General features: G+C 69.9%; 22 protein-coding genes and 1 pseudogene. 7 read left to right on the forward strand and 16 right to left on the reverse strand.

The window, feature by feature from the left end; all coding sequences use genetic code 11:
• The coding region (groL, locus tag VGB75_19605) for a chaperonin GroEL (protein ID HEY0169255.1) at positions 1–1,308 on the forward strand (1,308 nt) is incomplete at its 5' end.
• 381 nt (positions 1,309–1,689) lie between these two features.
• On the opposite strand, the gene VGB75_19610 is transcribed toward groL, so the two are convergent.
• Both VGB75_19610 and VGB75_19615 read right to left on the reverse strand, forming a co-directional pair.
• Positions 1,690–2,949, reverse strand: a complete 1,260-nt coding sequence (locus VGB75_19610) for an NAD(P)/FAD-dependent oxidoreductase (GenBank protein HEY0169256.1) — start codon at positions 2,947–2,949, stop codon at positions 1,690–1,692.
• A 3-nt stretch (positions 2,950–2,952) separates the two neighbouring features.
• On the reverse strand, positions 2,953–3,747 hold the full coding sequence (locus tag VGB75_19615; protein ID HEY0169257.1) for a thymidylate synthase: 795 nt from the start codon (positions 3,745–3,747) through the stop codon (positions 2,953–2,955).
• Between the two features lie 72 nt (positions 3,748–3,819).
• Between VGB75_19615 and VGB75_19620 the strand changes: the two genes are divergently transcribed.
• Together VGB75_19620 and VGB75_19625 are read left to right on the forward strand one after the other, a co-directional pair.
• Positions 3,820–4,317, forward strand: coding sequence for a DUF2505 domain-containing protein (locus VGB75_19620; GenBank protein HEY0169258.1), 498 nt, complete (start codon positions 3,820–3,822; stop codon positions 4,315–4,317).
• Positions 4,318–4,459: 142 nt separating this feature from the next.
• Entirely contained in the window at positions 4,460–5,284 is an 825-nt protein-coding gene (locus VGB75_19625) for a MerR family transcriptional regulator (GenBank protein HEY0169259.1), read from the forward strand.
• Here the strand turns inward: VGB75_19625 and galT are convergent.
• The 6 genes from galT to VGB75_19655 all read right to left on the reverse strand — a co-directional run bounded on the left by galT (position 5,244) and on the right by VGB75_19655 (position 14,384).
• Positions 5,244–6,323 (reverse strand): galactose-1-phosphate uridylyltransferase, encoded by a 1,080-nt coding sequence (galT, locus tag VGB75_19630; protein HEY0169260.1) that lies wholly within the window; start codon positions 6,321–6,323, stop codon positions 5,244–5,246. The two genes, VGB75_19625 and galT, sit on opposite strands and share 41 nt — an antisense overlap.
• Entirely contained in the window at positions 6,320–7,111 is a 792-nt protein-coding gene (locus tag VGB75_19635; GenBank protein HEY0169261.1) for a DeoR/GlpR family DNA-binding transcription regulator, read from the reverse strand. Before VGB75_19635 ends, galT begins: the two co-directional genes overlap by 4 nt.
• 1,287 nt (positions 7,112–8,398) lie before the next feature.
• A complete protein-coding gene (locus tag VGB75_19640) occupies positions 8,399–9,400 on the reverse strand; it encodes an ATP cone domain-containing protein (protein HEY0169262.1) in 1,002 nt (333 codons plus the stop codon).
• Positions 9,401–9,948: 548 nt separating this feature from the next.
• Positions 9,949–11,589 (reverse strand): DNA repair helicase XPB, encoded by a 1,641-nt coding sequence (locus VGB75_19645; protein ID HEY0169263.1) that lies wholly within the window; start codon positions 11,587–11,589, stop codon positions 9,949–9,951.
• Between the two features lie 157 nt (positions 11,590–11,746).
• Complete coding sequence (locus tag VGB75_19650; GenBank protein HEY0169264.1) at positions 11,747–14,155, reverse strand: helicase-associated domain-containing protein; 2,409 nt, start codon at positions 14,153–14,155, stop codon at positions 11,747–11,749.
• Positions 14,156–14,171: 16 nt separating this feature from the next.
• Positions 14,172–14,384, reverse strand: a complete 213-nt coding sequence (locus VGB75_19655; protein HEY0169265.1) for a hypothetical protein — start codon at positions 14,382–14,384, stop codon at positions 14,172–14,174.
• Positions 14,385–14,512: 128 nt separating this feature from the next.
• Between VGB75_19655 and VGB75_19660 the strand changes: the two genes are divergently transcribed.
• The gene (locus VGB75_19660; protein HEY0169266.1) at positions 14,513–15,229 is read left to right on the forward strand and encodes an MOSC domain-containing protein; all 717 of its coding nucleotides are present in this window, start codon (positions 14,513–14,515) and stop codon (positions 15,227–15,229) included.
• Positions 15,230–15,255: 26 nt separating this feature from the next.
• Here the strand turns inward: VGB75_19660 and VGB75_19665 are convergent, their stop codons facing one another.
• Positions 15,256–15,501 (reverse strand): hypothetical protein, encoded by a 246-nt coding sequence (locus tag VGB75_19665; GenBank protein HEY0169267.1) that lies wholly within the window; start codon positions 15,499–15,501, stop codon positions 15,256–15,258.
• 165 nt (positions 15,502–15,666) lie between these two features.
• Here VGB75_19665 and VGB75_19670 point away from each other — a divergent pair.
• A pseudogene (locus VGB75_19670) lies at positions 15,667–15,858 on the forward strand (cold-shock protein).
• Between the two features lie 290 nt (positions 15,859–16,148).
• Here the strand turns inward: VGB75_19670 and VGB75_19675 are convergent.
• The 5 genes from VGB75_19675 to VGB75_19695 all read right to left on the reverse strand — a co-directional run bounded on the left by VGB75_19675 (position 16,149) and on the right by VGB75_19695 (position 21,349).
• Positions 16,149–17,498: a hypothetical protein gene (locus tag VGB75_19675; GenBank protein ID HEY0169268.1), complete on the reverse strand. Its 1,350-nt coding sequence runs from the start codon at positions 17,496–17,498 to the stop codon at positions 16,149–16,151.
• Between the two features lie 143 nt (positions 17,499–17,641).
• Positions 17,642–18,454: a 1,4-dihydroxy-6-naphthoate synthase gene (locus VGB75_19680; GenBank protein ID HEY0169269.1), complete on the reverse strand. Its 813-nt coding sequence runs from the start codon at positions 18,452–18,454 to the stop codon at positions 17,642–17,644.
• Positions 18,451–19,197, reverse strand: a complete 747-nt coding sequence (locus VGB75_19685) for a futalosine hydrolase (protein HEY0169270.1) — start codon at positions 19,195–19,197, stop codon at positions 18,451–18,453. The genes VGB75_19680 and VGB75_19685 overlap by 4 nt, the downstream gene beginning before the upstream one ends.
• Positions 19,197–19,664, reverse strand: a complete 468-nt coding sequence (locus VGB75_19690; protein HEY0169271.1) for a DUF2771 family protein — start codon at positions 19,662–19,664, stop codon at positions 19,197–19,199. The genes VGB75_19685 and VGB75_19690 overlap by 1 nt, the downstream gene beginning before the upstream one ends.
• Complete coding sequence (locus VGB75_19695; GenBank protein HEY0169272.1) at positions 19,661–21,349, reverse strand: MFS transporter; 1,689 nt, start codon at positions 21,347–21,349, stop codon at positions 19,661–19,663. Before VGB75_19695 ends, VGB75_19690 begins: the two co-directional genes overlap by 4 nt.
• 78 nt (positions 21,350–21,427) lie before the next feature.
• Here VGB75_19695 and VGB75_19700 point away from each other — a divergent pair, with 78 nt between their 5' ends.
• On the forward strand, positions 21,428–22,411 hold the full coding sequence (locus VGB75_19700) for a DUF3027 domain-containing protein (protein HEY0169273.1): 984 nt from the start codon (positions 21,428–21,430) through the stop codon (positions 22,409–22,411).
• Positions 22,380–22,796, forward strand: a complete 417-nt coding sequence (locus VGB75_19705; protein HEY0169274.1) for an MmcQ/YjbR family DNA-binding protein — start codon at positions 22,380–22,382, stop codon at positions 22,794–22,796. Before VGB75_19700 ends, VGB75_19705 begins: the two co-directional genes overlap by 32 nt.
• 34 nt (positions 22,797–22,830) lie before the next feature.
• On the opposite strand, the gene VGB75_19710 is transcribed toward VGB75_19705, so the two are convergent.
• Entirely contained in the window at positions 22,831–24,879 is a 2,049-nt protein-coding gene (locus VGB75_19710) for an aminodeoxychorismate synthase component I (protein ID HEY0169275.1), read from the reverse strand.
• Positions 24,872–25,147 carry a DUF2530 domain-containing protein gene (locus VGB75_19715; protein HEY0169276.1) on the reverse strand — a complete coding sequence of 92 codons (276 nt, stop codon included), beginning with the start codon at positions 25,145–25,147 and terminating at the stop codon, positions 24,872–24,874. Before VGB75_19715 ends, VGB75_19710 begins: the two co-directional genes overlap by 8 nt.
• Positions 25,148–25,149: the final 2 nt, after the last annotated feature.

A 25,149-nucleotide genomic window follows, 5' to 3' on the forward strand; every position in this document is an offset into this window, starting at 1 on the left:
GCCGGCGCCAACCCGATGAGCCTCAAGCGGGGCATCGAGGCTGCGGTCATCGCGGTCACCGAGCACCTGCTCAGCGTCGCCAAGCCGGTCGAGACCAAGGAGCAGATCGCTGCCACCGCCTCGATCTCGGCCGCTGACACCACGGTCGGCGAGCTCATCGCCGAGGCCATGGACAAGGTCGGCAAGGAAGGCGTCATCACCGTCGAGGAGAGCAACACCTTCGGTCTCGAGCTTGAGCTCACCGAGGGCATGCGCTTCGACAAGGGCTACATCAGCGCCTACTTCGTCACCGACACCGAGCGCATGGAAGCTCAGCTCGATGACCCGTACATCCTGATCGTCGAGTCCAAGATCTCCAACGTCAAGGACCTGCTGCCGCTGCTGGAGAAGGTCATGCAGTCCGGCAAGCCGCTGGCGATCATCTCCGAGGACGTCGACGGCGAGGCGCTTTCCACCCTCGTGGTCAACAAGATCCGGGGCACCTTCAAGTCCGTCGCCGTCAAGGCTCCGGGCTTCGGTGACCGCCGCAAGGCGATGCTGCAGGACATCGCGATCCTGACCGGTGGCCAGGTCATCTCCGAGACCGTCGGCCTCAAGCTCGAGACCGCCGGCCTGGAGCTGCTGGGCCGGGCTCGCAAGGTGGTCATCTCCAAGGACGAGACCACCATCGTCGAGGGCGCCGGTGACGCCGACCAGATCCAGGGCCGCGTCAACCAGATCCGCGCCGAGATCGAGCACTCGGACTCCGACTACGACCGCGAGAAGCTGCAGGAGCGGCTGGCCAAGCTGGCCGGCGGCGTCGCGGTCATCAAGGTCGGAGCCGCGACCGAGGTCGAGCTCAAGGAGCGCAAGCACCGCATCGAGGACGCCGTGCGCAACGCGAAGGCGGCCGTCGAAGAGGGCATCGTCGCCGGTGGCGGCGTCGCCCTGATGCAGGCCAGCGTCACCGCGTTCGAGAAGCTCGAGCTCACCGGCGACGAGGCCACTGGCGCCAACATCGTCCGGGTCGCGCTGTCTGCTCCGTTGAAGCAGATCGCGATCAACGCCGGCCTCGAAGGCGGCGTCGTGGCTGAGAAGGTCGCGGGCCTGCCCCAGGGCCACGGCCTGAACGCCGCGACCGGCGAGTACGGCGACATGCTGGCTGCCGGCGTGCCGGACCCCGCCAAGGTGGTTCGCTCTGCCCTGCAGAACGCCGCCTCGATCGCCGCGCTGTTCCTCACCACTGAGGCGGTCGTGGCTGACAAGCCCGAGAAGGCCGGCGCCGCCGCTGGCGGTGGCGCTCCGGACATGGGCGGCATGGACTTCTAAGTCCTGCTCACCTGTACGGGCACTGCTCTACGAACACCGCTGGGCGGGTTCGGGTCCTCGGACCCGGGCCCGCCCAGTTCTATGCCCGGCCTCAGCGCTTGCTCGGCTGGCTCTGCGGGTCGGCGGGCCCTCCGCGGGTCGGCGGGCCCTCCGCGGGTCGGCTGGCCCTGCGGTCGGCGTGCGCGTCATGCTCCCTGCGCGTCATGCTCCCTGCGCGTCATGCTCTCCAGTGCGTCATGCTCTGCGGTGGTGATGACCACCGCAGAGCATGACGCTTGACGCCGAGGGGCGGTCCGTCCCTTGACGCCGAGGGCGGTCCGTCCCTTGACGCCGAGGGCAGCGTCCACAGTGGCCAAGCGCATCACATGAGAGCTGCGCGGTTCACTGGGCGGTGAGCTGCCTGCCGATGGCGGCCGCGGCTCGGGCGCCGGAGGCCAGTGCGCCCTGCTGGGACGCCGTGTCGCGGTGATCGCCGGCCACGAACAGGGTGTCGGACAGCCGCACCGGCTGCCGCACGTTCAAGGGCGGGCGCATCGAGGGCAGCGCCTCGGCGATCGCGTCCACCCGGAGCAGTTCCCACTCTCGGGCGCAGGTGTCATACATCAGGCCCAACTGGCGCCGGACGTCCCGCTCGGTCGACGCGCCCGGCAACCCGACCATGCTCGCCCCGATCAGCGCCCGGCCGTCCGGCGAGTACGCGGGGGCCGCGGCCGACAGCACCGCCGCGTTGACCACGGGACCGCGGCGCAGGCCGTCCACGTGCAGCAGCGGCCGGGTGTACGGCGCCTGCGGGGCCGCGAACCAGAACGTGCTCAAGCTCTGCATCGGCGGGCGAGCCAGACCGGTGAGAGCGGCCGCGCAGGAGGGGCTCGCCGCGACCAGCACCGCCCGTGCGGTGACGGCGCCGTCCTCGGTCCAGACCCGGCCGCCGTCGACGCCGGTCACCTGGACACCGAAGCGCAACGTGCCGGCCGGCAGCGACCGGGCCAGCTGGTCAGGCAACCCCTGCATCCCCCAGGCCGGCACCGCAGGCGTCCCCCGGACGAACGTGCGGATGAGCATGGAGACAAAGCGCGCCGAGCTCTGCTGCTCGTCCTCGCCCAGCACCCCGGCCAGGAACGGTTCGAGCACCGCTGTCCGGACTGCGCCGGTGATCTTGAGCCGGTCCAGGACGGCGCCGTAGGGCTCGTCCGGCCCGGTGAGCAGCCGGGACGGCCGGCGCAGGGCGCAGGTCAGCGCCCAGGCGACAAACCGTGCCTTCTCCGCCGGTGAGCCCGGGCCGCTCACCGTGCTGATCAGGTGACGAGGTTGACGCCGGGGGTCGGCCAGCACCGAGTGCCGGCCGCTCATCGCCACCCGGACACCGGCCTCGAAGCGCTCCAAGGAGAGCTGGTCGAGGTCAAGCACGCCATCGCGGGCCAGCCGGAGCAGCCGCGGGTAGGCGGGGTTCATCAGCTGGAAGCCTCGGTCGAGCCGGAAGCCGTCCACCAGGTCGGTGACAATCCGGCCGCCGGGCCGCTCGGCCGCCTCCAGCAGCAGCACCCGCCAGCCCGCCCGGGTCAGCTCGTGGGCGGCTGAGAGCCCTGCCAGCCCGGCGCCTACGACGACGACGTCGGCATCGCCCGCATGCTGGGCGCGCATTTCCTAGACCGCGATCGGCGCTTTGATCGCCGGGTGGGGGTCATAGCCGTCCAGCTGCACGTCGGCTATCTCGAACTCGCTCAGCTGACGGCGTGCCGGGTTGAGCCGCAGGGTGGGCAACTGCCGGGGCTCGCGGCTCAACTGCAGTTCGGCCTGCTCGACGTGGTTGAGGTAGAGATGGGCGTCGCCGAAGGTGTGCACGAACTCGCCAGGCTGAAGATCGGTCACCTGGGCGACGAAGTGGGTCAGCAGCGCGTAAGAGGCGATGTTGAACGGCACGCCGAGAAAGACGTCGGCCGAGCGCTGGTAGAGCTGGCAGGACAGCCGGCCCTCGGCGACGTAGAACTGGAACATCGTGTGGCACGGCGGCAACGCCATCTGATCGACCTCGGCGACGTTCCAGGCGCTGACGATGTGCCGCCGGGAGTCGGGGTTGGTGCGGATCGAGTGCACCACGTTGGCGATCTGGTCGATCTGACGGCCGTCCGGCGCCGGCCAGGACCGCCACTGGTGCCCGTAGACGGGCCCCAACTCGCCGTCGGGGCCGGCCCACTCGTCCCAGATGCTGATGCCGTGCTGCTGCAGCCACCGCACGTTGGTGGAGCCTCGCAGGAACCAGATCAGCTCTCCGACCACCGATTTCATGTGCAGCTTCTTGGTCGTCACCGCAGGGAAGCCGTCAGCGAGGTCGAAGCGCAGCTGATGGCCGAACACGCTCAGGGTGCCGGTGCCGGTGCGGTCGTCCTTGCGCACGCCCTTGTGCAGGACTGTGTCGAGGAGATCCAGATACTGCCGCACACCGGCAACGGTAGCAGTGCCCAAGCGGACCCCCTGGACGCGTCGAGGCGCGTCATCGGCGATGATGCGGCTATGAGATTGCGTGTGGAGACCTCTGCGCCCGCCACTGTCGAGCAGGCCTTCGCGAGCCGGGTCGAGCAGAGCGTCCGGGAGCAGGCCTGCCGTGAGTCCGGCGCGCTGTCCTACGACGTGCTGATCGAGCCGGCGTCCGACGGCGGCGCCCGGGTCCAGGTGCAGCGGGTGATGGCGCCGCAGGTTCCCGACTACATGCGCAAGTTCGTCGGCGAGAGCATCGCGATCGGCCAGGTCGAGCAGTGGAGCCCCCCGGGGCCGACCGGCGTCCGGACCGCGGTGGTCACAGTCACGGTCAAGGGCCAACCTGCCAGCATGAGTGGGTCGATCACGCTCTCACCCACGCCGGACGGCTCGACCGAACTGGTCACCGGTGAGGTCAAGGTCGCGATCCCGCTGCTGGGCCGCAAGATCGAGCCCGAGATCGTGAAGGTGATCGAAGCCGCGCTGCGCATCGAACAGCGGGTGGCCCAGGACTGGGTGCGCCAGAACCGCTGAGGCGCCCCCGGGGTCCGGCCCGGTCCGGCGGCGCCGAGCGGGATGATCGTGCGTTGCGGACAAGACGGCGCGGACTGAGCGATAGTGTCACTGTTCAACGCCAGGATAGCGAGGCTATCCGATCTTTCTAAGGGGCGACCCGGTGCGGATTTCGGAGCTGGCCAAGCAGAGCGGCCTGCCGGTCGCGACGATCAAGTTCTACCTGCGCGAAGGTCTGCTGCCCTCTGGGGCGCCGATCTCGCGGACCCAGGCCGAGTACAGCGACTCGCACCTGGAAAGGCTCCGGCTGATCAGGGCGTTGCGTGACATAGCCGATCTGCCCGTCGCGACGGTCGGCACGGTGCTGGCTGCCGTCGATGACGACGCGCTCCCGCTGCTGGACCTGCTGGGTGTCACCCAGACGGCGGTCGCCGGCTCGAAGGGTTCGGCCTCGGCCACCGAGGCGGGCGTGGAGCTGGCCAGCCGGCTGCTGGCGGACCTGGGCTGGACGCTCACCGAGGACTCGCCGCTGGTCGACTCGCTGGCCCGGGTGCTCGACGTGCTGCGGGGGGAGGGGGAGCCGGTGGATGCCGAGAGCCTCAAGCCGTGGGCCGACGCGGCCAGGGCCGTCGCCGAGGTCGAGATGGATCACATCCCGGTCGAGGCCCCGCGTGCCGAGGCGGCCCACACCGTCGCCGTCGGCACGGTGATCTACGGCGAGCTGCTGGCCCAGCTGCGCCTGGCGGCGCAGGAGGCGGTCAGCCTGGCTCGGTTCGGAGCCGAGACGCTGCCCGGACAGGCCCACCCCGTGAAGGCGGCGCCGGCTGCGACAAAGCCGGGAGCCACCAAGCCGGGCGCCACCAAGCCAGGCGCCACCAAGTCAGGAGCCACCAAGCCGGCTGCCGTGAAGGCGGCTGCTGCGAAGGCGCCGGCGGCAGAGGGGGGACTCAGTCGCCGCGCAGCCGCGCAGCCGCGTTCTCGGGGGTGATGTCGTTGATCCACACCGCGGCCCCGGACTCTGAGCCGGCCAGGTACTTCAGCTTTCCCGCGGCCCGGCGGATGGTGAAGACCTCGGCGCCCAGATGCCAGCTGTCGGCGAACTGCCGGACCGGCGCCTGGTGCCAGCCTGCGATGTAGGGCGTCGGGGTGTCGAACAGCCGATCGAAGCGCTGCAGCAGGTCCAGGTAGCTGCTGGCCAGGTCGTCCCGCTCGTCCTCGGTCAGCTCAGGCAGGCTCCCGACATGACGGTTGGCGATCAGCCTGGCCTCGTAGGGCCAGCGGGCCGCGAACGGCACCAGCGCCGTCCAGTGCTCGCTGCGGCTGATGACGCGCTCACCGGCGGCCACCTCGCGCCGTAGCAGCTCGCAGCGCAGGCACTGGCCGTGCTCCTGCTGGTGGCTGGCGGCGGTCTGGGCCGCGCGCAGCATCCGCGGCGGCACGAACGGGTAGCCATAGATCTGGCCGTGCGGGTGCGACAGCGTCACACCGATCTCCTCGCCCCGGTTCTCGAAGCAGAAGACGTAGCGCACCTCGGGCAGCCGGCTGAGCTCGGCAGTCCGGTCGGCCAGCGCGTCGATCACCGTCCGGGCGTGCTGCTGGCTCAGCTGGGCGAAGGAGGTGTTGTGGTCGCTGGTGAAGCACACCACCTCGCAGCGGCCGGCGCCCGGGCCCGACCGGAACGGAAACTCCTCGACGGCGGCGAAGACGTCGGCGGCTTCGAGGGCAAGGGAGGGAAACCGGTTCTCGAACACCGCCACGTCGTAGTCGGCGGCCGGGATCTCGGTGGCCTTGCCCTCTGTGCTCGGGCACAGCGGGCACAGGCTCACCGGTGGCTTGTAGGTGCGCGACTGCCGGTGCCCGGCGATGACGACCCACTCGCTGAACAGCGGGTCCCAGCGGACCTGGGAGGAGGTGGCGGTCTCGGGCAGCTCGCGGGTGTCCGGCGCCGACCGGTCGGCCCCCGGCCCGAGGTCGTAGTAGAACAGGTCCCGGCCGTCGGCCAGGCTGTGCTGCTGCCGGTGGGTCATGATCTGCAGCCTTCCGCGAGGGCGGGCACGATGACGAGTTCGCCGACGGCGCCCTGCAACACGGCACGGGCCTCATCGGGCAGTCCGTCGTCGGTTATCAGTATGTCGGCGGCCGACAGCGGGCCGAAGCCGGCCAGCCCGACGGTCTGCCACTTGGACGAGTCGGCCAGCATGATCACCACCTGGGCGCGGTCCATCAGCGCCCGGTTGGTCCCCGCCTCGGCCAGGTCAGGGGTGGTGTAGCCGGCGACGGGGTCCATGCCGTGCACGCCGAGGAATAGCTGGCCAAAGTGCAGCGATCCGATGGTGGCGTCGGCCACCGGCCCGACCAGCGCCCCGCGCGGGGTGCGGATGCCGCCGGTGAGGATCACGGTCTGCTTGTCGGCATCGGAGGAGCACACGGCGTCGGCCACCGCGGTGGAGTTGGTCACCACCGTCAGCCCCGGGATCGAGGCGAGGTGCCGGCCCATCAAGGAGGTGGTGGCGCCGGCGGACAGCGCGACCGCGGCGCCGGGCGTGATCATCCGGGCGGCCTGGGCGGCGATCGCCTGCTTGGCGGGCTGCGCGGAGGTGGGCGTGACCTCCAAGCCTGGCTCCTCGGTGACGTGACTGCCGAGCACCGCGCCGCCGTGCACCTTCTGGATGGCGCCCTCGGCCGACAGCTGATCGAGGTCACGGCGGACCGTCATGTCTGACACCCCGAGCAGGACGGTCAGCTCGGAGACCCGCACCCCGCCGGCCCGCCGGACCTCGTCGAGGATCCGGGCCTGCCGTTGGCGAGCGAGCATCGTTACCGTCCTGGGGTGCCGACGTTGCATGGCGCTGGATCGCATGGGCTCAGTTAGAATCAAAAGAATCTAACATAAGTCAACAAGATCACTCAGGTAGCGTGTGTTCACCTAGGTCACAGTCTAGGACAAGTCGGACGTCTAGAGCAGACCCAATCTTCTCCGGACGCAAGGCCTCGCCGGATCGCACCGAAGCCGGCTGCGCCAGCCGCTCAGTCATCCTCTACGGGAAACTCCGGCAGCCGGCGGCCCACCAGGTCGTCGGCGTCGATGATGGTGTAGGCGTAACCCTGCTTAGCTATAAACCGCTAGACCGCCGCCGGTACAGGCAGTCTTTGGAACATCTTTCCAGTCTTTCCGGCTGATAGGAAAGCGGTGATATCGAGCCTACAAGGTGAAAAGTTGACAGCGGAAAGCGCTTCAGTGTCTGACATGGTCATAAGGTGCCGTAGGCCTCGCGGGTCCTTGCGGAGTTTTAAACTTGCTGCCACTGCGGCGAGCACTTGGATTGCGTCTACTCCTTGCGCTCGAACTGCCGGGTGTTGATAAATTGTGGCCCAGTTGGACTGCCGTAGAGTGCCAAGCAACGAACATGCGTCTTTTTCGATTGAAATTACTCCAGTCCGACCTGATGCCCGTACAATGCTATTTATAAGTAGACCTTTCGTTTGGTTAGACTGTTCGGCAGACGAGGCATTTATTGGGATTAGACCCGCTGTGGCTGCGTCGTGCAAGTCATCGAACAGGTATGCGATCCTGTCTGCCCAACTGACGACCTCACCCTCCGCAGTCTGCGGTGCGTTGGCATCCCACGGATGGTTTCTAACTCCGTCTAGAAGCTGTGGAGACAGGTCGACCATCCAATGGTCTAGGGCATCGGCTCCCCACGAGGCGTGGCCAGCACCAATCCTGCGCTCCTGCAAGAACCGCTCTCCTAAATGAGCGAAGGGCGCGTGCCCGCAGTCATGAGACAGTGCGATACTCTCTGCCAAGGCAACGTTCAAGCCCAGTTCGGCCGATAGCAGCCCAGCGATTCGAGCGACTTCCACCGAATGTGTCAGACGTTTACTCAATCCAGGCGTAGTCGAGTAAAACACTTGTGAAACATCACTCAAGCGGCTCAGATGCGGACCTTCGCCTATCAACTCTCGCTCACGGGCAAAGCGCTCCTTCTCGGCGCTACTCCAGTCTTGCCTATCAATCCGCGCGGTGGGGGCGAGGCTGAAGTGGGCGACACGCGTGCCATACGGGCCGGCAAACCCGAAGGAAGTGTCCAACCAGGAGCGCTTAAACCCCATCAGGATGAACCTCTTCTGCTATCGCCTTGCCTGTTGCGAGGAAGGGTGTCAGATCGATCAACGGTGACTCGTACTCAATCAGGCTGCGCACTTCGTCAAGAAATGCATTCTCGGACCTGTGGCCTTTTGCCTTAGCGGCGAAGCGTAGATAGCCGAGTGGGCAGACGCTCCTTAGGATGAGAAGAGCGGCAGAGGACAACTGGCTGGAAGTGACTATGGCCTGCCCTTTGACGGTAGACAACACATATGCGCTGAGCGCGCCGCTTAACTCCCCGTTTGTGAGGGTGGGACTGTTAGGAACGGCCACCTTCAGCCGCCGGGTCGCCGTGCTGAAACCTATCCAAAGCTTGGCAAGGGTGAAGTCTTCGCCGAAGCCAGGATTCCGGTTAATCTTCGGCTTTTTAATTACCCACTGAGGGCGTTCCTCAACTCTAAGGTGACTGCGGTGAATATGAAATTTTTCCTCGGCCCATTTCAGGAATTCCTCAGCAGTCAGTGAGTCATTCCTGCTACTTTGAAACGTTGTCGCGTAGCGAAGCGCAGCAATTCCGTGTGTTGTTCGGAGCTCATCGATGACTGCTTTACCGATAGCTTCAGTATCCACGGCGACATGCTTCTCGAGATCAAGCCGGCGCATTACGTTGTATGCCACGGCTGCTGCCTCCCGTTCAGTCAAGTCATCCGCACCCGCAAGCATGATGCTGTGCTCCAGCGCGAACTTCCGGTTAAACGGCTCCTCAACTCCATTCCGACGTCTAACTAGGTAATCGAAATCTGTTGCTTCTTCTTTCGTGCCAAACTTATGGCCGTTGTTGCACTGCCGCTCTCGGATAATCTCCGTAGCCCCGCCCTTGGTGCGTATCACCTCGCAGGAAGCTCCGCACTTTGGACATTTGTACAGCGATTCTTTGGCCTTGGGGTTCTTTACACTGCTTGACACCTCGGCCTCGACATCATTCGACACGTTAAGCCTTTCCCGGTGGTCCACCATGGCGAGAGGAGGGACGCGATGCTGAGGGTGAGCCCCCTGCGGCCCGAGCCAGCTGGCAATGGCCCGAGCCGCGGGGGCTGCCCTACGGCCTCTGACCCAGGGCTAGCTCGATGTGGATGGATCTGCCGCTGCAGATGACCATCGTGATCAAGATGAGCGCGTACACGTAGGCGTTGCTCATGCCCTTGCCTCCCCTCCACGGTGAGAAGTGAGGGGCGGCGTCTGCTTCTGGCTGCCGGCTTGCGGCAGGCCCAGTAACCTGATAGTTTTCTCTCGTCTTCCAAGACGGTAGATCTATCAACGCCGTCCCGATGGACGGACCTCCGACCTCAACGATCACTAGTCGTTGGGGTCTTTGGTGTTTCTGACGGTATACGAAGAGGCCTGAATGCGCTACATATTCGACCGGCGGCTCTTGCCTCACATCTGCCAGATGTACGGCTGGAGTGGCCTGTCTGGCTCAGCGGAGCGCCATTTGGCAAATTCGAACGTGCAATAACGTCACTTGAGTTACTTGACCGATAGGTCGCGATATTGTGTGATGCAGGTCACACCAAGTCGTCGGCGTCGATGATGGTGTAGGCGTAGCCCTGCTCGGCCAGGAACCGCTGCCGGTGCGCGGCGTAGTCGGCGTCCAGGCTGTCGCGGCTGACGACGGTGTAGAAGTGCGCCTGCCTGCCGTCGTGCTTGGGCCGCAGCACCCGTCCCAGCCGCTGGGCCTCCTCCTGGCGCGAGCCGAAGGTGCCCGAGATCTGGACCGCCACCGCCGCCTCGGGCAGGTCGATCGAGAAGTTGGCCACCTTGCTGACCACCAGCACCCGGGTCTCGCCCGAGCGGAAGGAGTCATAGAGCCGCTCGCGCTCCCGGTTGGGAGTCGAGCCCTGGATGATCGGGATGTCGCCCAGATGCTCGGAGATCTCCTCCAACTGGTCGAGGTAGGCGCCGATCACCAGCACCTGGTCGTTCGGGTGCTGGTCGACGATCGCCTTGATCACCGGCAGCTTGGTGCGCGCGGTGGCCGCCAGCTTGTACTTGTCCTCGGGCTCGGCGGTGGCGTAGGCCATCCGCTCGGCGTCGGTCAGGGTCACCCGGACCTCGGAGCAGTCCGCCGGGGCGATCCAGCCCTGGTTCTCGATGTCCTTCCAGGGCGCGTCGTAGCGCTTGGGCCCGATCAGGGAGAACACGTCGCCCTCCCGGCCGTCCTCGCGCACCAGCGTCGCGGTCAGCCCCAGCCGCCGGCGCGACTGCAGGTCCGCGGTCAGGCGGAAGATCGGCGCCGGCAGCAGGTGCACCTCGTCATAGACCACCAGCCCCCAGTCCCGGGAGTCGAACAGCTCTAGGTGCCGGTACTCGCCCTTACGCCGGGTCGTCATGATCTGGTACGTGGCGATGGTGACCGGCCGGATCTCCTTCTTCTCGCCGGAGTACTCGCCGATCTCCTCCTCGGTCAACGAGGTGCGGGCCAGCAACTCCCTCTTCCACTGCCGTCCGGAGACGGTGTTGGTGACCAGGATCAGGGTGGTCGCCTTGGCCTGGGCCATCGCCGCCGCGCCGACCAGGGTCTTGCCGGCGCCGCAGGGCAGCACCACCACGCCCGAGCCGCCGGCCCAGAAGGAGTCCACCGCCTGCTGCTGGTAGGGCCGCAGCGTCCAGTCGGCGTTGTCCAGCTCGATCGGGTGCGCCTCGCCGTCGACGTAACCGGCCAGGTCCTCGGCCGGCCAGCCGACCTTGAGCAGCGCCTGCTTGAGCCGGCCACGCTCGGACGGGTGCACCAGCACGGTGTCGGAGTCGATCCGCTCGCCCAGCATCGGGGCGATCTTCTTCTGCCGCAGCACCTCCTCCAGCACCGCGCGGTCCAGGCTGATCAGCACCAGGCCGTGCACCGGGTGCTTGGCCAGCTGCAGCCGGCCGTAGCGGTCCATGGTGTCGGCGACGTCGACCAGCAGCGCGTGCGGCACCGTGTAGCGGGAGAAGCGGACCAGGGCGTCGACGACCTGCTCGGCGTCGTGGCCGGCGGCGCGCGCGTTCCACAGCCCCAGCGGCGTCAGCCGGTAGGTGTGCACGTGCTCGGGAGAGCGCTCCAGCTCGGCGAACGGCGCGATGGCCGCGCGGGCCTCTCCGGCCATCGGATGGTCGACCTCGAGCAGCAACGTCTTGTCGGATTGGACGATCAGGGGTCCGTCGGTCACCCGGGTGTGCTCCTCAAAGCTGGCTGGACTGCGGGGTTGGATGGTGGTTCGGGACTGGCGGTGTGGCGGCCAAGTGCTCCATTGTGCCAAGGATTTCGGACTTGGCGATGTTCCCGCCACACGCCGGCGGCTGGCTGGCTTCGCTGCCACCGCCGGCTTACTCCTCCAGCAGGCTGACCGTGGTGATCCGCTGCAGCGGGTAGCTGCGCAAGCGGTCGTCTGCGGGGTCGTAGCCGCGCAGCATGCCACCGCCCACCGAGATCGGCAGCATGGTCCGCTGCGACAGGGTGCCGGTGTCATCGACATAGCCGATCGCGATCGTCAGCTCCTCCCGCACGGCGGTGCGAAGCAGCTCCAGGATCGAGGCCGACGTCACTCCCGGAATCTGTTGGGCGACCCGGCTGGTGGAGTTCGTGACGGCCACGGCCAACCGCTCGCTGGCCCGCAGCCGGTTCACCACCTCGACCAGCTGGCTCTCACCGAGCGTGCTGGTCCGGCTCCGCGACATCCGGGAGTGCTGGCGGCCCGGCACCCGCGGCGCGTCAGCGGCGAAGCTGAGCACCGCCCCGTCAGCGGACTCGGCGGCCGGCGCGAAGCCTGCGCGGCGCAACCGGTCCAGCACGCTGGAGATCGCCGCCGAGCAGATCAGCACGGTCGGGGCGATCCGGACCAGGCCCAAGGAGTCCAGCCCGGGTTCGGCCAGCACCCGGCTCAGCAGCGACTCGTCGTCACAGCGCAGGTAGCTGGCGGCGGCGCCGGTCCGCAGCCGGCCGTGCTGGGTGGCCACGTCGTTGATCAGGTAATGCAGGGCTTGGGGGACCGGGGTGCGGGAGCGGTCGGCGAAGAACTGCTGCAGGTCCGAACCGGTGCGCCCGGCGTCCAGGGCCCGCCGCAGGCTCACCGGCCCGACCCGGTACACCGACGCGCCGCCGGTGGACTCCAGATCGGCCACCAGGTTCAGCTCACGCTGCAAGTCCGGCGCCGGCGGCCCGGGGACGACGGCGGTCAGGTCCGGTTGCAGCAGGAACTCCTCGACCGCCTCGGGCAACGCCGCGGTCAGGGCATTGGCCGCGTTGGCCTCGGCCTGCGCCGCTCCGGTCTCAGCGCCGTCCAGCAGCGCCCGGGTGTAACCGGTGATCGCCCCGTAGCCGGTCAGGCCCAGGGTGGCGGCCTCTGCGAGCATGCCGGCGGCGCTGCGGCGGCTGGCCGAGGCCCGCCGAGGCGCCTGCCAGCTGAGCCGGGCCAGCACCTGCTCGTCCGAGCCCGGCGCCAGGCCGGGGGCCAGCTCGGCGAGCAGGCTCAGCAGCTGGCGCCGCAACGCCGGGGCGCTGTGCCGCTCCAGGTCCGCCGACAGCGCCGCGATGGTCTTGTCCCGCTCGTCGCGGGCGCCGACCAGGCTGGGTAACCGGGTCATCGACAACCAGGCTGTCGCCAGCTGCACCCAGCGCTCGGCAGTGCCCCGCCGCAGCCAGCTGTCGAACTCGGTGGTCGGCAGGTAGGCCGGGTCGGCGTTGGTCGAGCTGGCCAGCAACCCGGCCTCGAACGCGACCTCGATCAGCAGCGCGGTGACCGGCTCACCGGTGTCCAGGGCCCGGCTGAGCCGGCGTAGCTCACGCACCCCGAGGCCGCCGGCGCGCAGCAGCCCGGGCGGATCGGCGGCGAGTTGGTTGAGCAGCAGCTCGACCAGCCGGACGGTCTCCAGCACCTGGGTGCAACCGCCGCCGTCGATCACCGGGGCGCCGCGCTCGAGCGCCTGGATCTCGGGGGGCCGCGGCGTCACCTCGCCGGCCGGCTGCGAGCGCAGGGCAAGCCCGATCTCGCGGGGCAGCTCGACGGTGTGGTTGTCGATCGGCACGAGCAGGCCCCGCTCGACCAGGCCGCGGGCCGGGTTGTCGGTCTCGGCGCTCAGCTGCCGGCCGGTCAGCGCGTTGCGCAGCGCGCCGATCGGCGGGCCGGCCGAGAGCCGCTCCAGGATCGAGCGCTCGGCAGGCGAGCACTGGGCCAGCAGCTCATCGAGCTGGTGTGCCACCGCCGTCGCGGCCGAGTTGCCGGAGCGGGGCTGAGTCGCCGGCGGCAAACCCAGCCGGCGCAGCAGCGGAGCGAGCGCGATGTCGTTGACCGCGGCGTACAGGTCAGCCGCCTTGCGGCCCAGGCCGGCCGGATACGGTCCGAGCACCTCGCGGACGGTGCCGACCGGGTGCAGCCGGTCAGTGGCGCCCCAGACCAGCGCCCACTCCTGCAGCCGGGCCACCGCCGCTGCGACGTCGGCGGCCAGCTCAGGCGCGAACCAGGCCCGCACCGTGCTCAACGAGGCGTCCGGACCCGCGCAGACCAGCACTTCAAGGGTCCGCAGGGTGAAGGCGTCCACGCCGTCCAGGGCGCGCGAGATGGACGTCCGGACGCTGGCCCGGCTGGCCAGCGTGCTCAGGTCCACCGGCGCAGGCAGGGCGAGGTCGGGACGACGGCGCAGCAGCGTCACCAGCTGCGCGTCGGTCCAGCTCCGCAGCCACTCGGTCAGTGACTGCGCCGCGCCGGAGCGCGCGGAAGCCTGCGGTTGCGCGGTCACTCCAGCTTGACGAGGCTCAGCGGCCGGCGAGGTGGGGCCGGTTGTCGGGGCCGGGGTGGCGGTAGTAGAGCTGCTCGACGGGCAGCGGGAAGGTCAGGTCGTCGCCGAACGGGCTCTGTGAGCCGGCCTTGTCTGAGAGGAGCTCGTTCACCGGGTGTTCTGGGTAGGCGTCGTCCCAGGTGTGCTGGGGCTGGTTGTACGGCTGTCTCTGCGGCGTGGTGTCTGCCATGTGCGTCACCCTCTGCGTGTGCTCGCGCTGCCTGTGGTCGGTTCGGCCTGTCCAGAGCTGCCGCGGACCGGCGCCGCTCCGGCCAGAGACCGAATGATCAGTGTGCCATGTGACCTAGGGTGGACGCCGTGGCGGCTGCGAACTCGCGGGTGGTGGCGGTCAACCTCGCCCATGTCATCGACACGCCACCGGTGCGCCCGGGAACGCGGCCCAACAAGAAGCCCGCCAAGACCGGCATCGACAAGCGCCCGGTGGTGCATCCGGTGATGGTCGGCCGGCTGGGGCTGGCCGGCGACACGATCTGTGACACCCGCAACCATGGCGGCCTCGATCAGGCGGTGTACGCCTACGCCATCGAGGACACCGAGTGGTGGCAGCGGGAGCTGGCCGGTGAGCTGAGCCTGCAGTTGGGCCCCGGCTCGCTGGGCGAGAACCTGACGCTGCGCGGCGTGGAGGTCACCAACGCGGTGATCGGCGAGCGCTGGCAGGTGGGCGGGGCCATCTTGCAGGTGACGGCGCCCCGGATGCCGTGCTCCACCTTCGCCAGCTACTGGGACGTCGACCGGCTCGTCAAGCGGTTCACCCGGTCGGGCCGGGTCGGGGCCTACCTGCGGGTGCTGGCCGAGGGCGAGGTCGCCGCCGGGGACGAGGTGCTGGTGCTGGACCGGCCGGCGCACGGGCTGACCCTGGCGCAGACCCTGCGGGCCCTGACCGGAGACCGCAGCCTGGCCCCGAAGCTGCTGAGCGCCCCGGAGCTGCCCGAGGACGTGCACCGGTCGGCTCGCAAGTGGCTCGCCGCCGCCGAGCGCGCCGCCGAGCGCGCCGCCGAGCGCACCGGTCGGTGAGCGCCGGCCGCTGAGCGTCGGCAGTCTCAGCCGACGTGCTGGTCGACCGCCGCCGAGGCGGCTCGCTGGTCGGCTCGGCCGGCCCGGACCGCCCCGATCAGCGCCAGCGTCAGCCCGATCGGCGCCAGCAGGCAGCCGGCGTTGAGCCAGAGCGGCCGGTTGCCCTGGCCCAGGAAGAACGGCAGCACGGTGACCGCTGTGAACACCAGCCCGACCGCGAACAGGGCGAGGCCCAACCGGGTCAAGCCTGGGCGGCGAGCGGCTGCTGGCATGCCTTCCAGTATCTCCGGTGCGGCCGGCTGCGGGCGCGCGATAGCCTGTGACCTTGACGCCCGCACGACGTGTGGGCGTCATCGTGTGCACTGAGACAATCTGGTGCTGGCAGTCTGGTACCAACAGGTGATTCAGTCTTGACAGAAGTAATGGGGTGTTCAGTCATGCCGTCCGGCAAGGTTAAGTGGTTTGACGCCGAAAAGGGCTTCGGTTTTCTTGCCGATGACGAGGGCGCCGACGTGTTCGTGCACAAGGACGCCCTCCCGGCCGGGGTTCCCGAGCTCAAGCCCGGGCAACGGGTCGAGTTCGGCATCGTGCAGGGCCGTAAGGGCAACCAGGCGTTGCAGGTCCGGCTGCTCGAGCCGATGCCGTCGGTGGTCAAGGCCACCCGGCGCCCCGCCGATGAGATGACGCCGATCGTCGAGGACCTGATCAAGCTGCTGGACAAGGTGGGCAACTCCCTGCGTCGGGGGCACTACCCCGACCGGGCCGAGGGCAAGAAGGTCGCCACCCTGCTGCGGGCGGTGGCCGACAACCTGGAGAGCTGAGCGGTCTTGCACGTGACGGGCCCCGGCAGGTGACTGCCGGGGCCCGTTCGCGCGTCCGGACGTGGGAGGCGGTGCTGCCCCCGGCTCGGCAGCCGGTCCTAGCGTGCGACGGTGAAGGTGTAGCTGGTCGTACAGGTGCCGGGTGAGCCGTCGGCGTTGATCGCCTGAACTGTCAGGGTCTGCTGACCGGCGCGGGTCGGCGCCCACTGCACACTGGCGCTGCCGAACTCGTCTGTGGCGGCCACCGTCCTGGTCTGGCCATTCGGGAAGCGGTAGCTGAACCCGGCCGGCGGCCCGCTCTCGGAGAAGGGCGGCTGGAAGGCGAACTCGCTGGTCACGCCGATGCCGCCGACGGGTTGGCCGTAGTCGGTGTACACGTCGGAATAGACGGAGACTTGCGGATTCAGGTTGAGGTACACGTTGGCCTCGCTGGACCGGAACCCGTCGGCGCCGGTGCTGGAGACCACGATGAACGCGGGCTCCCGGTTCTCCTTGATCGACACCTGCGCCGTGCCGTCGGCAGCGGCCGGGACGGTGACGGCAGCGCCCTGGTCGAAGGAGTAGGTGTAGGAGCTGACCGGGCCGAGTCCTGGACGTGGCGAGAAGACCAGCTTGGCGACGCTGCCGCAGATCGGGTTGCTGACCGCCTGGGTGACGGTCGGGGCCGAGTACGGCATGAAGACCTGGTACAGCACGTTCGAGGACGTGTTGCCCGCGACGTCCAGGGCGTCCACCACCAAGGTCAGAGGACCGTGACCGACCGGATTGAGCGTGACGGAGGCGGTGCCGCCGGGACTGGTGACCCGCACCGTGCCGGGCTGGCTGAGGAAGTCCGGACACACCAGTTGGGCGCCGAAGGAGCAGCCGAGCACTCCCAGATAACCCCAGCTGTACCGGAAGCCGGCCGTGTCCACATCGCCGCCGGCGTCGAAGGTGAACTGCGCGAGCTGGCCGAGCGGGGCCGCGCCCTGGCCGGACGGCGGGTAGTTGGCGGAGCTGACCGACGGCGCCGCCGGCGCGGTGTGGTCATAGCTGAAGGTGCAGACCTGGGACCAGGGTGAGGTTCCGTTGCCGGTGGTGAGCTGCACCCGCCAGGCGTAGCTGCCGCCGTCGATGAGCACGCCGGCAGGCACTTGGGGTCTGGCCAGCTCGCCCGAGTCCGTCCTCGATGTGGTGATGCTCGTCGCGGCCGCCGGATCATCGACCGGCCAGATGGTGAAGGTGTAGTTGTAGCCGGAGTACGAGTAGGTGTCGTCCGTCCCTGCCGCCTCGAGGTAGGTGGCCCAGTAGCCCAGCGTCACCGGCGGGGTGGTCGCCGAGCACGGCCTGCCGCCGTTGGTCAGGCTGGCGTTGTCGATCGTGGGCCCGGTCGCGGCCTGGGCCGTGCCCAGCGGCGCCAGGGCGGCGAGCACGCAGCTCGCGACCAGGGCATAGAAAAGCTTCGGCACTCGCATGGTGTGTCCCCCGTGGTGATTGCGGTTGTTTAGGTAACGCATCTACAAAGAAGCCACAGAATGGGGGCTACGTCCCTAATGCGCAAGCACCGGGTCCTCCGGCCGGCCAGCCCGAAACGGGCCGGGCGGGTGGGTCGCTAGCGCAGCGGGCCGAAGGCGGGCACCAGCCCGGCCTGGCGCGCCCGGCCGAGGAGCACCTCGATGGCCTCGTAGCCCTCCTCGCCGAGGTCCCGGCTGAAGGCGTTGACGTAGAGCTCGATGTGCTGGCGCTGCACGTCGGGGTCCATCTCGTCGGCGTGCGCGGCCACGTACTGCGCCGAGGCCTGCGGATGGGCGAAGGCGTAGTCCACCGAGGCCCGCAGCGCCTCGGTCAGCGCCGCGGCGTCGAGCTCGCGACGGGCCAGGATGGCGCCGAGTGGAATCGGGCGCCCGGTGCTCTGCTCCCACCACTGCCCCAGGTCGGCCAGCGCCCGCAAGCCGTAGCGCGGGTAGGTGAAGCGAGCCTCGTGGATCACCAGGCCGGCGTCGAAGCGGCCGTCGCGCACCCCGGGCATGATCTCGGCGAACGGCGTCACCTCGATGGAGGCCGGCGACTGCCCGGCCGCCCACAGCCGCATCAGCAGGTAGGCGGTGGTGCGCTCGCCCGGCACCGCCACTCGCGCCCCGTCGAGGTTCGTCCGGCCGTCGGCGGTGAGCACCAGCGGGCCGCAACCCCGGCCCAGCGCGCCGCCGCACGGCAGCAGCCGGTAGCGCTCGAGCAGCCAGGGCAGCGCGGCGTAAGAGACCTTGACGACGTCGAAGCGGCCCTGCTCGGCGGCGGTGTTGGTGACGTCGACGTCGGCGAAGGTGACCTCGGTGGCCGGGGCGCCGGCGATCAGCCCGTGCGTCCAGGCGTGAAAGATGAAGGTGTCGTTCGGGCAGGGCGAGAACGCCAGCTTCAGGGCGGTCATCGGCCGGCGCCCGGCGCTGGCTCGTCGTCGGCGGCCCGGACGCCCAGCGGCGTGGCGAGCAGTTGGCCGAAGGCGGCGCTCAGCGCGGCCAGCGCGTCGGGAATTCGCCAGGCCTCGCGGTCCCGCGGGCCGACCGGGTTGGCGATGGCGCGCAGTTCGGCGAAGGGCACCCCGGCCTGGCCGGCCGCCAGGCACACGCCGACGCCTTCCATCGCCTCGGCGACCGCGTCGGGATGGCGGGCCAGCAGCTGATCGGCGCGCTGCTGGCTGCCGGTCACCGTCGAGACGCTCAGCACCGCGCCGGTGACCGCGCCGGTCCGGCGGCTCAGCTCAGCGGCCAAGGCCTCATCGACCGGGTACCGCACCGCGCCCCAGCCCAGCTCGGCCATCGACACGAAGCCATCGCCGGTCTCGGCGCCGAGGTCGGCGTGCACCACAGCGTCGGCGATCACCACCGCCCCCACCTCGACGGGCGCGAAGCCGCCGCCGATGCCGGCCGACAGCGCCAGGTCATAGTGCTGGCGCAGCAGGCAGCCGCTGCCGACCGCCGCGGCCACCGGCCCGACACCCACGCAGGCGACGTCGAGCAGGCCGGCGCCGGTGAGCGCGCGGTGCACCCGCACACCCTGCACGGCGCCGACGGCCGGCCGCCCGGCAAGCCCGGCCAGCACGGCGTCGCGCTCGGCCTCGACCGCGGTCACCACCAGGATCCTGACCGAGGCGATCCTGGTCGAGGCGCTCATCACTGCCGAAGCTGGACGCCGACCAGCCAGGTGGTGAGCTGGTTGGTCGGCCGCAGGGAGGTGACCTGCAGGTAGTAGCTGCCCTCGGTGGCCGCGGGCACCCGCAACCGGACGGTGTGCCGGCCCTTGATCGGCTGAGAGGCCGCCCCCGGGGTGCTCAGCGCGGTGTTGGTCTTGCCGTCGGAGGTGAACGCCGCCACGATCCAGCCGGCGTCGGCCAGCTCCTTGGGCACGTCCAGCAGTATCTGCGAGCCGCCGGTCGCCGGCACCTGGGGCACCCGGCTCTGGACCGGCTGGCAGCTGCCTAGCACCGTGCAGGCCGGCTGAGCCTGCACGATCTTGGAACGGTTGTCGCTGAGCACCGTGATGCTCGGCTGCGGCTCGGAGCAGCCGGCCAGCACCGACGCCGTAGCGGCCAGGCCCAGTCCGGCGGCCAGCGCGCGGGGGCGAAGACGGGGCACGCTCACTCGGCGAGATTACCTTCAGCGCCCAGGGGAGCTTGCGGTGGCGTGGACCGGTGCGCTCGCAGCGCCCGCTCGTGCAGCGCCATGGTGACCGCGACGGACACCAGCACGCCGGCCATCACTATGAAGCCGAGCCGGCCGTTGCCGGCAGGCAGCAGCAGCGCGATCGTCGCTCCCAGCACCCAGGCCAGCTGCAGGAAGGTCTCCGAACGCCCGAACGCCGAGGACCGCAGCGATTCGGCCACGTCACGCTGGATGATCGCGTCCAGCGAGAGCTTGGACAGCGCGTTGGCCACCGCGCTGACCAGCACCGCGGCAATCGCCAGCGGAAAGCTGAACAGCGCCGCGGTGACCACGCAGCCGAGGGCGGCGGCGCAGGTGCACACCAGGATGATCAGGTCCGGACGGGCCATGCGCAGCCGGGTGCCGATGCCGGTGCCGAGGAAGTTGCCGACCCCGCTGGCCGCTCCCAGCGCGCCCAGGCTGGCCACCGCCTGCCAGCCGTGTGACACCGACTCGATGTAGAAGACCAGGAACATGGTCAGGAAGCCGGCCAGCCAGCGCAGGGTCGACTCGCCCTGCAGCGCCACGATCACCGGTGGGGCGAAACCGCGGCGGGTCCACTCCACCAGCCGGCCCACCAGCCCGTGCGGCCGGCGCCGGCTGGCCCGGGCAGCGCGCAGGTCGCCCTTCACCCGCAGGCTGGCCGGCAGCGCGTCGACGATCTTGGGCAGCCGCAACGCCGAGACGCCGGTCACCGTGAAGGCCGTGGCGGTGATCCACAGGCCGAGCGGGTAGGAGCCGGTGACCTTGATGGCCACGCCGACCAGCCCGCCGCCCAGCAGCGCGGCGGCCAGCCCGAAGATCGACAGCCGGGCGTTGGCCTCGACCAGTGTCAGGTTGGCAGGCACCAGCCGGGGCGCGGCTGAGGATCTGATCACCGCGTAGGCCTTGGACAGCACCAGCGAGCCCAGCGCGGCCGGAAACAGCAGCAGCAGGTCGGTGAAGTGCATCGCCATCACGATCGCCAGCACCGCCCGGCCCAGCGCGGTGCCGGCCATCACCAGGCGCCGGCCGTGCTGCACTCGGTCCAGAGCGGGGCCGATCACCGGCGCCACGATCGCGAACGGGGCCATCGTCATCAGCAGGTAGAGCAGCACGTTGCCGCGCTGGGCCTCCGACGGCGCGGAGAAGAAGACCGTGCCGGCCAGCGCGACGGTCACCATCGCGTCGGAGGCGTAGGACATCACCTGGTTCCAGATGAGCGCGGTCAGGCCCGATTCGCGGGCGCCGTCGGCTTCGCTGGCCGAGCGCACTTTGTGGGCGAGCAGCCGGGAGAGGTAGCTGCTGCGCGAGAGCACCGCCCGGGTGACCGTCACATTGCCGGTGCTCACCGGCCGGACCGACGCCCGTGGCGTGGTGCGGCCTGCCTCTGCCCCGAGCCGGCTGGACACCCTGGACCGGCCCGAGACTCGGGGCCGTCCGGGCACCCGGGGGCCAGACACCCGAGGCCCGCCCGGGGCGTTGCCAGCGGGCGTCGCGCCGCCGGAGACGGCCTGATCGCCCTCACGGGGCGAGCCCGACTCATGCGACGAAGTGGACTGGGAGACGGCGTCGGAGTAGGTCGGGGCGGAATAGCCGTCCGCGCCCGGCTGCCCGGCCCAGGGTGAACCGTCTCCGACCGTCACGGTCCCATCCTGCCCCACCGCGCCGGTCGGTGCCCCGGCAATGCGCTCACCGGGCCGCGGTGGTGCGACAATGCAGTGGTGACCGCTCCGAGCTCGTCGACTCAACCTCAGACCGTCGACGCCGCCACCGCCGCGGCGGTGGAACTGGCGAGGGCTGCCGCCGTCGACATGGCCGGCGCCGATGTCGGTGAGCACCTCGGTGTGCAGCCCGAAGGCGAGCTGGCCGTCACCCACGCCTTCGCCGCCTCGCTGCCCGGCTACGTCGGCTGGTTCTGGGCCGTCACCGTGGTGCGGGCGCCGAACGCGGACCCGACGGTCGCCGAGGTGGTGCTGCTGCCGGGTGAGCACTCGCTGCGCGCGCCGGAGTGGGTGCCGTGGAGCCAGCGGGTGCAACCGGGTGACCTCAGCCCCGGCGACCTGCTGCCGACCGCTCCTGATGACCCCCGGCTGGCGCCGGCCTACCTGCTCTCTGACGACCCTCAGGTCGAGCAGGTGGCCTTCGAGCTGGGCCTGGGCCGGGTCCGGGTGCTGTCCCGGCTGGGCCGCCTGGAGGCCGCCGAGCGCTGGTTCGCCAGCTCGCACGGACCGGACAGCCCGATGGCCAAGCAGGCGCCCGCCAACTGCGGCACCTGCGGCTTCTTCCTGCCGCTGGCCGGTTCGCTGCAGGCCGGCTTCGGGGTGTGCGGCAACGAGGTCGTCGAGGCCGACGGGCACGTGGTGTCGGTCGAGTACGGCTGCGGGGCGCACTCAGAAGTGGTGCTGGAGCCGGTGGCCGACGAGTCGGGCGAGGTCTTCGAGGACGAGCTGATCGACCTGCTGCCCCGTGACACCGGGGACGTCGAGGACTCCGACGCCGAGCCGGCCACGGCAGAGGCAGACGCCGAGCCGGCCGAGGCAGAGGTAGACCCCGAGCCGGCCACGGCAGAGGCAGACACCGAGCCGGCCGAGGCAGAGGCCGAGGCAGACACCGAGGCAGACACCGAGGCAGACACCGAGGCAGAGGCTCAGCCAGTGGCCAGCCGGGAAGCCGATGGGGAAGCCACCACTGTCCGGCCCCTCTGACTTCCAGGCACAACGGCCGGTGCGAGCAGCGAGCGCTGGCACGCCGGAGGACCGAGCACGGCGTTGCGCGCTCAGCCTGCCGGGGGCTGTCGAGCAGGATCATCACGGTATTCCGTCGTTCAGGGTGGGCAAGAAGATCTTCGCCACGCTGCCGACACCGCAGTCGCTGCGGGTGTTCGTCGATGAAGAATCGATACAGTCAGCGGTTCAGCGACATCCTGACTGTTGCGAGCCGGTTCGCTGGGGAGCCAAGGTCCTCGGCGTCGCATTCGATCTCGACGTCGCCGGTCACGAGCTGGTCGAGGAGTACCTGACGCAGGCGTGGGCCAGCCGCGCGACGCCTCGATTGCTGGCGCAGTTGGACTCCCGCACGCATTCCAGCTAGCGCGCGCCTGACCAAGCGTGGGCGGGGCGGCTTGTCAGCCGAGCCAGCCGCTGAGCTCGGCGAGCAGGGCTGTGTCGACGTCGAGGCGGTTCCCGTCGAGGGATTCGACGACGGCGGCGCCGCGGATGCTGGACAGGCTGAGCACCAGCCGGGCGTCGCGGACCTCGCTGAGCAGGACCGGCCCGAGCAGGACCGGCCAGCCGCGGTCCAGGGCGGCGTCCAACAGCCGTCGCCGGGTGATCCCGGGCAGGACGTTCTCCGCTAGCACCGGCGTCCGCAGCACGCCGTCCCGGCAGATCACCGCCAGGTTGCTGCGGCTGGTCTCCAGCGCCAGCTCGGCCCCGTCCGGGCCCGGCTCGGTGAACAGCGGCCAGCTGCCGGCTCGTTCCAGCCCGGTGAGCCATTCGCGGTCGGCCCACTTGTGCCGCCAGTTGCCGCTGCGCCCGGCGTGGCAGTGCAGCGCCACGCCGGCGCCTGCCTCCGGGGCCGGCGCCACGTCGATCTCGGGGTGGCGCAGCCCCGGCCCGAAGCGCAGCCGCACCCGCCGCCGGCCTGCGCCGCCGGCCACCGCCTGGTGCAGCTGCCGGGGCAGCTCGGCGGGCAGCCTGATGCGGTAGAGCTCCAGGCAGGACGACTGCAGCCGGGCCAGGTGATCGGCCAGCGCCACGATCCGGCCGTCCACCGCGAGCATGGTCTCGATGACCCCGTCCTCGGCTCGCACCACCGCCGGCGCCGGCAGCGGCCGGTCGCCGTCCACCGTCGCGCCGCCGAGAGCCAGCAGCGGCGCCGCCTTGACCAGGCACTCCTGCCATTCCTGCATCGGCGCCGAGTCAGCGGTGATCCCGCCGCCGACGCCTAGCTCTATCCGGTCGCCGGAGATCTCGAACGTCCTGATGGCGACGTTGAACTCGGCCCGGCCCGGCCGGCCGGCAGCGGGCTGGGCCGGAAGCGGGCTCAGGTAGCCGATCGCGCCGGTGAACACCCCGCGCCCGGCGCCTTCGAGGTCCTCGATCAGCTGCTGCGCGCGGATCTTCGGCGCTCCGGTGACCGAACCGGGCGGAAAGCAGGCGCTCAGCAGGTCGGAGTCGGTGGCGTCGGGGCTCAGCCGGCCGGTCACCTCCGAGACCAGATGCCAGACGCCTGGCCCGGGCCGCACGCTGAGCAACGTCGGGGTGTCGACGCTGCCGGGCAGGCACACCCTGGACAGGTCGTTGCGCATCAGGTCCACGATCATGACGTTCTCGGCACGGTCCTTGGCCGAGTGCGCCAGATCTCGTGCCATCAGCTGATCGGCGTCAGCAGCCGTTCCGAGCCGGCGCCGGGTGCCCTTGATGGGCGCGGTGCGCACCTGATCGCCCTCCCGGCGCAGGAACAGCTCCGGTGAGAAGCTCACCACGGTGCGGGCCGGTGTCTGCACAAACGCGGCGTAGTCCGGCGCCAACCGGTCCAGGCCGGTCGCGAACAGCTCGACCGGCGAACCGGTCAGCCGTCCCTCGAAGCGGGCGCAGACGTTGGCCTGGTAGAGCTGCCCGGCCCGGATCGCGGCGATCGCCTGCTCCACCGCGGCCAGGTGCCGTTGGCGCGGGGTGCTGGTGAGGCCGCTGATCACCGGTGGCTGCAGAACCGGCGGCGTCGCGGTGTCGCCGATCCGCTCGATAACGGCGGCCTGCTCGTCCAGGCCTCGGGCAGGGCCGTCGGCGATCGACTCCAGCCACCAGTCACCGTCGGAGTCGCGGCGCAGCACCTGCTCGAAGAGACCGAACCAGGATGGGCCGTCGTAGCTCCACCAGCCGAACCAGCCGCCTCCGACCGCGTCCGGCGCGGCGCCGGTCAGCTCGTCGGCCCCCCGGCCGCCGACCTCGCCGAACCCGCCGACCCCGCCGAACTCTCCGACCTTGCCGAGCAGTCGGGGGTCGGTGACCGTCCGGACGGGGTTCCAGCAGATCAGTGGCGCCTGCCCGGCCCAGCGTCCGGCCAGGCAGACCAGCACGCTGGTGTCCAGCTCACCGGCGCGGGCCAGTGTCCTGAGCAGGTCCCCGGGCCTGGCCCGCAGCCGGAGCCGGTGTCGGACCAGTTCAGCCAAGCCGGCCTTCACCGGTGTGCTTGCGGACCAGCGGCAAGGCCAGCAGGCCGAGCACCGTTCCCGCCAGCGCCGTCCACAGCCAGACCCGGTGGTCGTGCTCGCCCAGCCAGGACCAGAACGGCAGCAGGACGACAAAGGCCAGGCCGAACGCGGCGGTGCCGGCCAGCACCACCCGGCGGGCGTTGACGCTCAGCATCTGGACGTCATTCGGGCCGTCGGGGGTGGACGCAGGGGCAGTCGGGGGTCCGGGCTTGCCAGTCCTGCTCACAA

The organism is Jatrophihabitans sp., from assembly GCA_036399055.1.
Taxonomy (GTDB): Bacteria; Actinomycetota; Actinomycetes; order Mycobacteriales; family Jatrophihabitantaceae; genus Jatrophihabitans_A.

Coding starts and splice junctions, on each gene's coding strand:
- VGB75_19610 (HEY0169256.1), bottom strand. CDS start 2,949: ATGCGCGCCCAGCATGCGGGCGATGCCGACGTCGTCGTCGTAGGCGCC.
- VGB75_19620 (HEY0169258.1), top strand. CDS start 3,820: ATGAGATTGCGTGTGGAGACCTCTGCGCCCGCCACTGTCGAGCAGGCC.
- galT (HEY0169260.1), bottom strand. CDS start 6,323: ATGACCCACCGGCAGCAGCACAGCCTGGCCGACGGCCGGGACCTGTTC.
- VGB75_19635 (HEY0169261.1), bottom strand. CDS start 7,111: ATGCTCGCTCGCCAACGGCAGGCCCGGATCCTCGACGAGGTCCGGCGG.
- VGB75_19640 (HEY0169262.1), bottom strand. CDS start 9,400: ATGGTGGACCACCGGGAAAGGCTTAACGTGTCGAATGATGTCGAGGCC.
- VGB75_19655 (HEY0169265.1), bottom strand. CDS start 14,384: ATGGCAGACACCACGCCGCAGAGACAGCCGTACAACCAGCCCCAGCAC.
- VGB75_19665 (HEY0169267.1), bottom strand. CDS start 15,501: ATGCCAGCAGCCGCTCGCCGCCCAGGCTTGACCCGGTTGGGCCTCGCC.
- VGB75_19680 (HEY0169269.1), bottom strand. CDS start 18,454: ATGACCGCCCTGAAGCTGGCGTTCTCGCCCTGCCCGAACGACACCTTC.
- VGB75_19685 (HEY0169270.1), bottom strand. CDS start 19,197: ATGAGCGCCTCGACCAGGATCGCCTCGGTCAGGATCCTGGTGGTGACC.
- VGB75_19705 (HEY0169274.1), top strand. CDS start 22,380: ATGGGGAAGCCACCACTGTCCGGCCCCTCTGACTTCCAGGCACAACGG.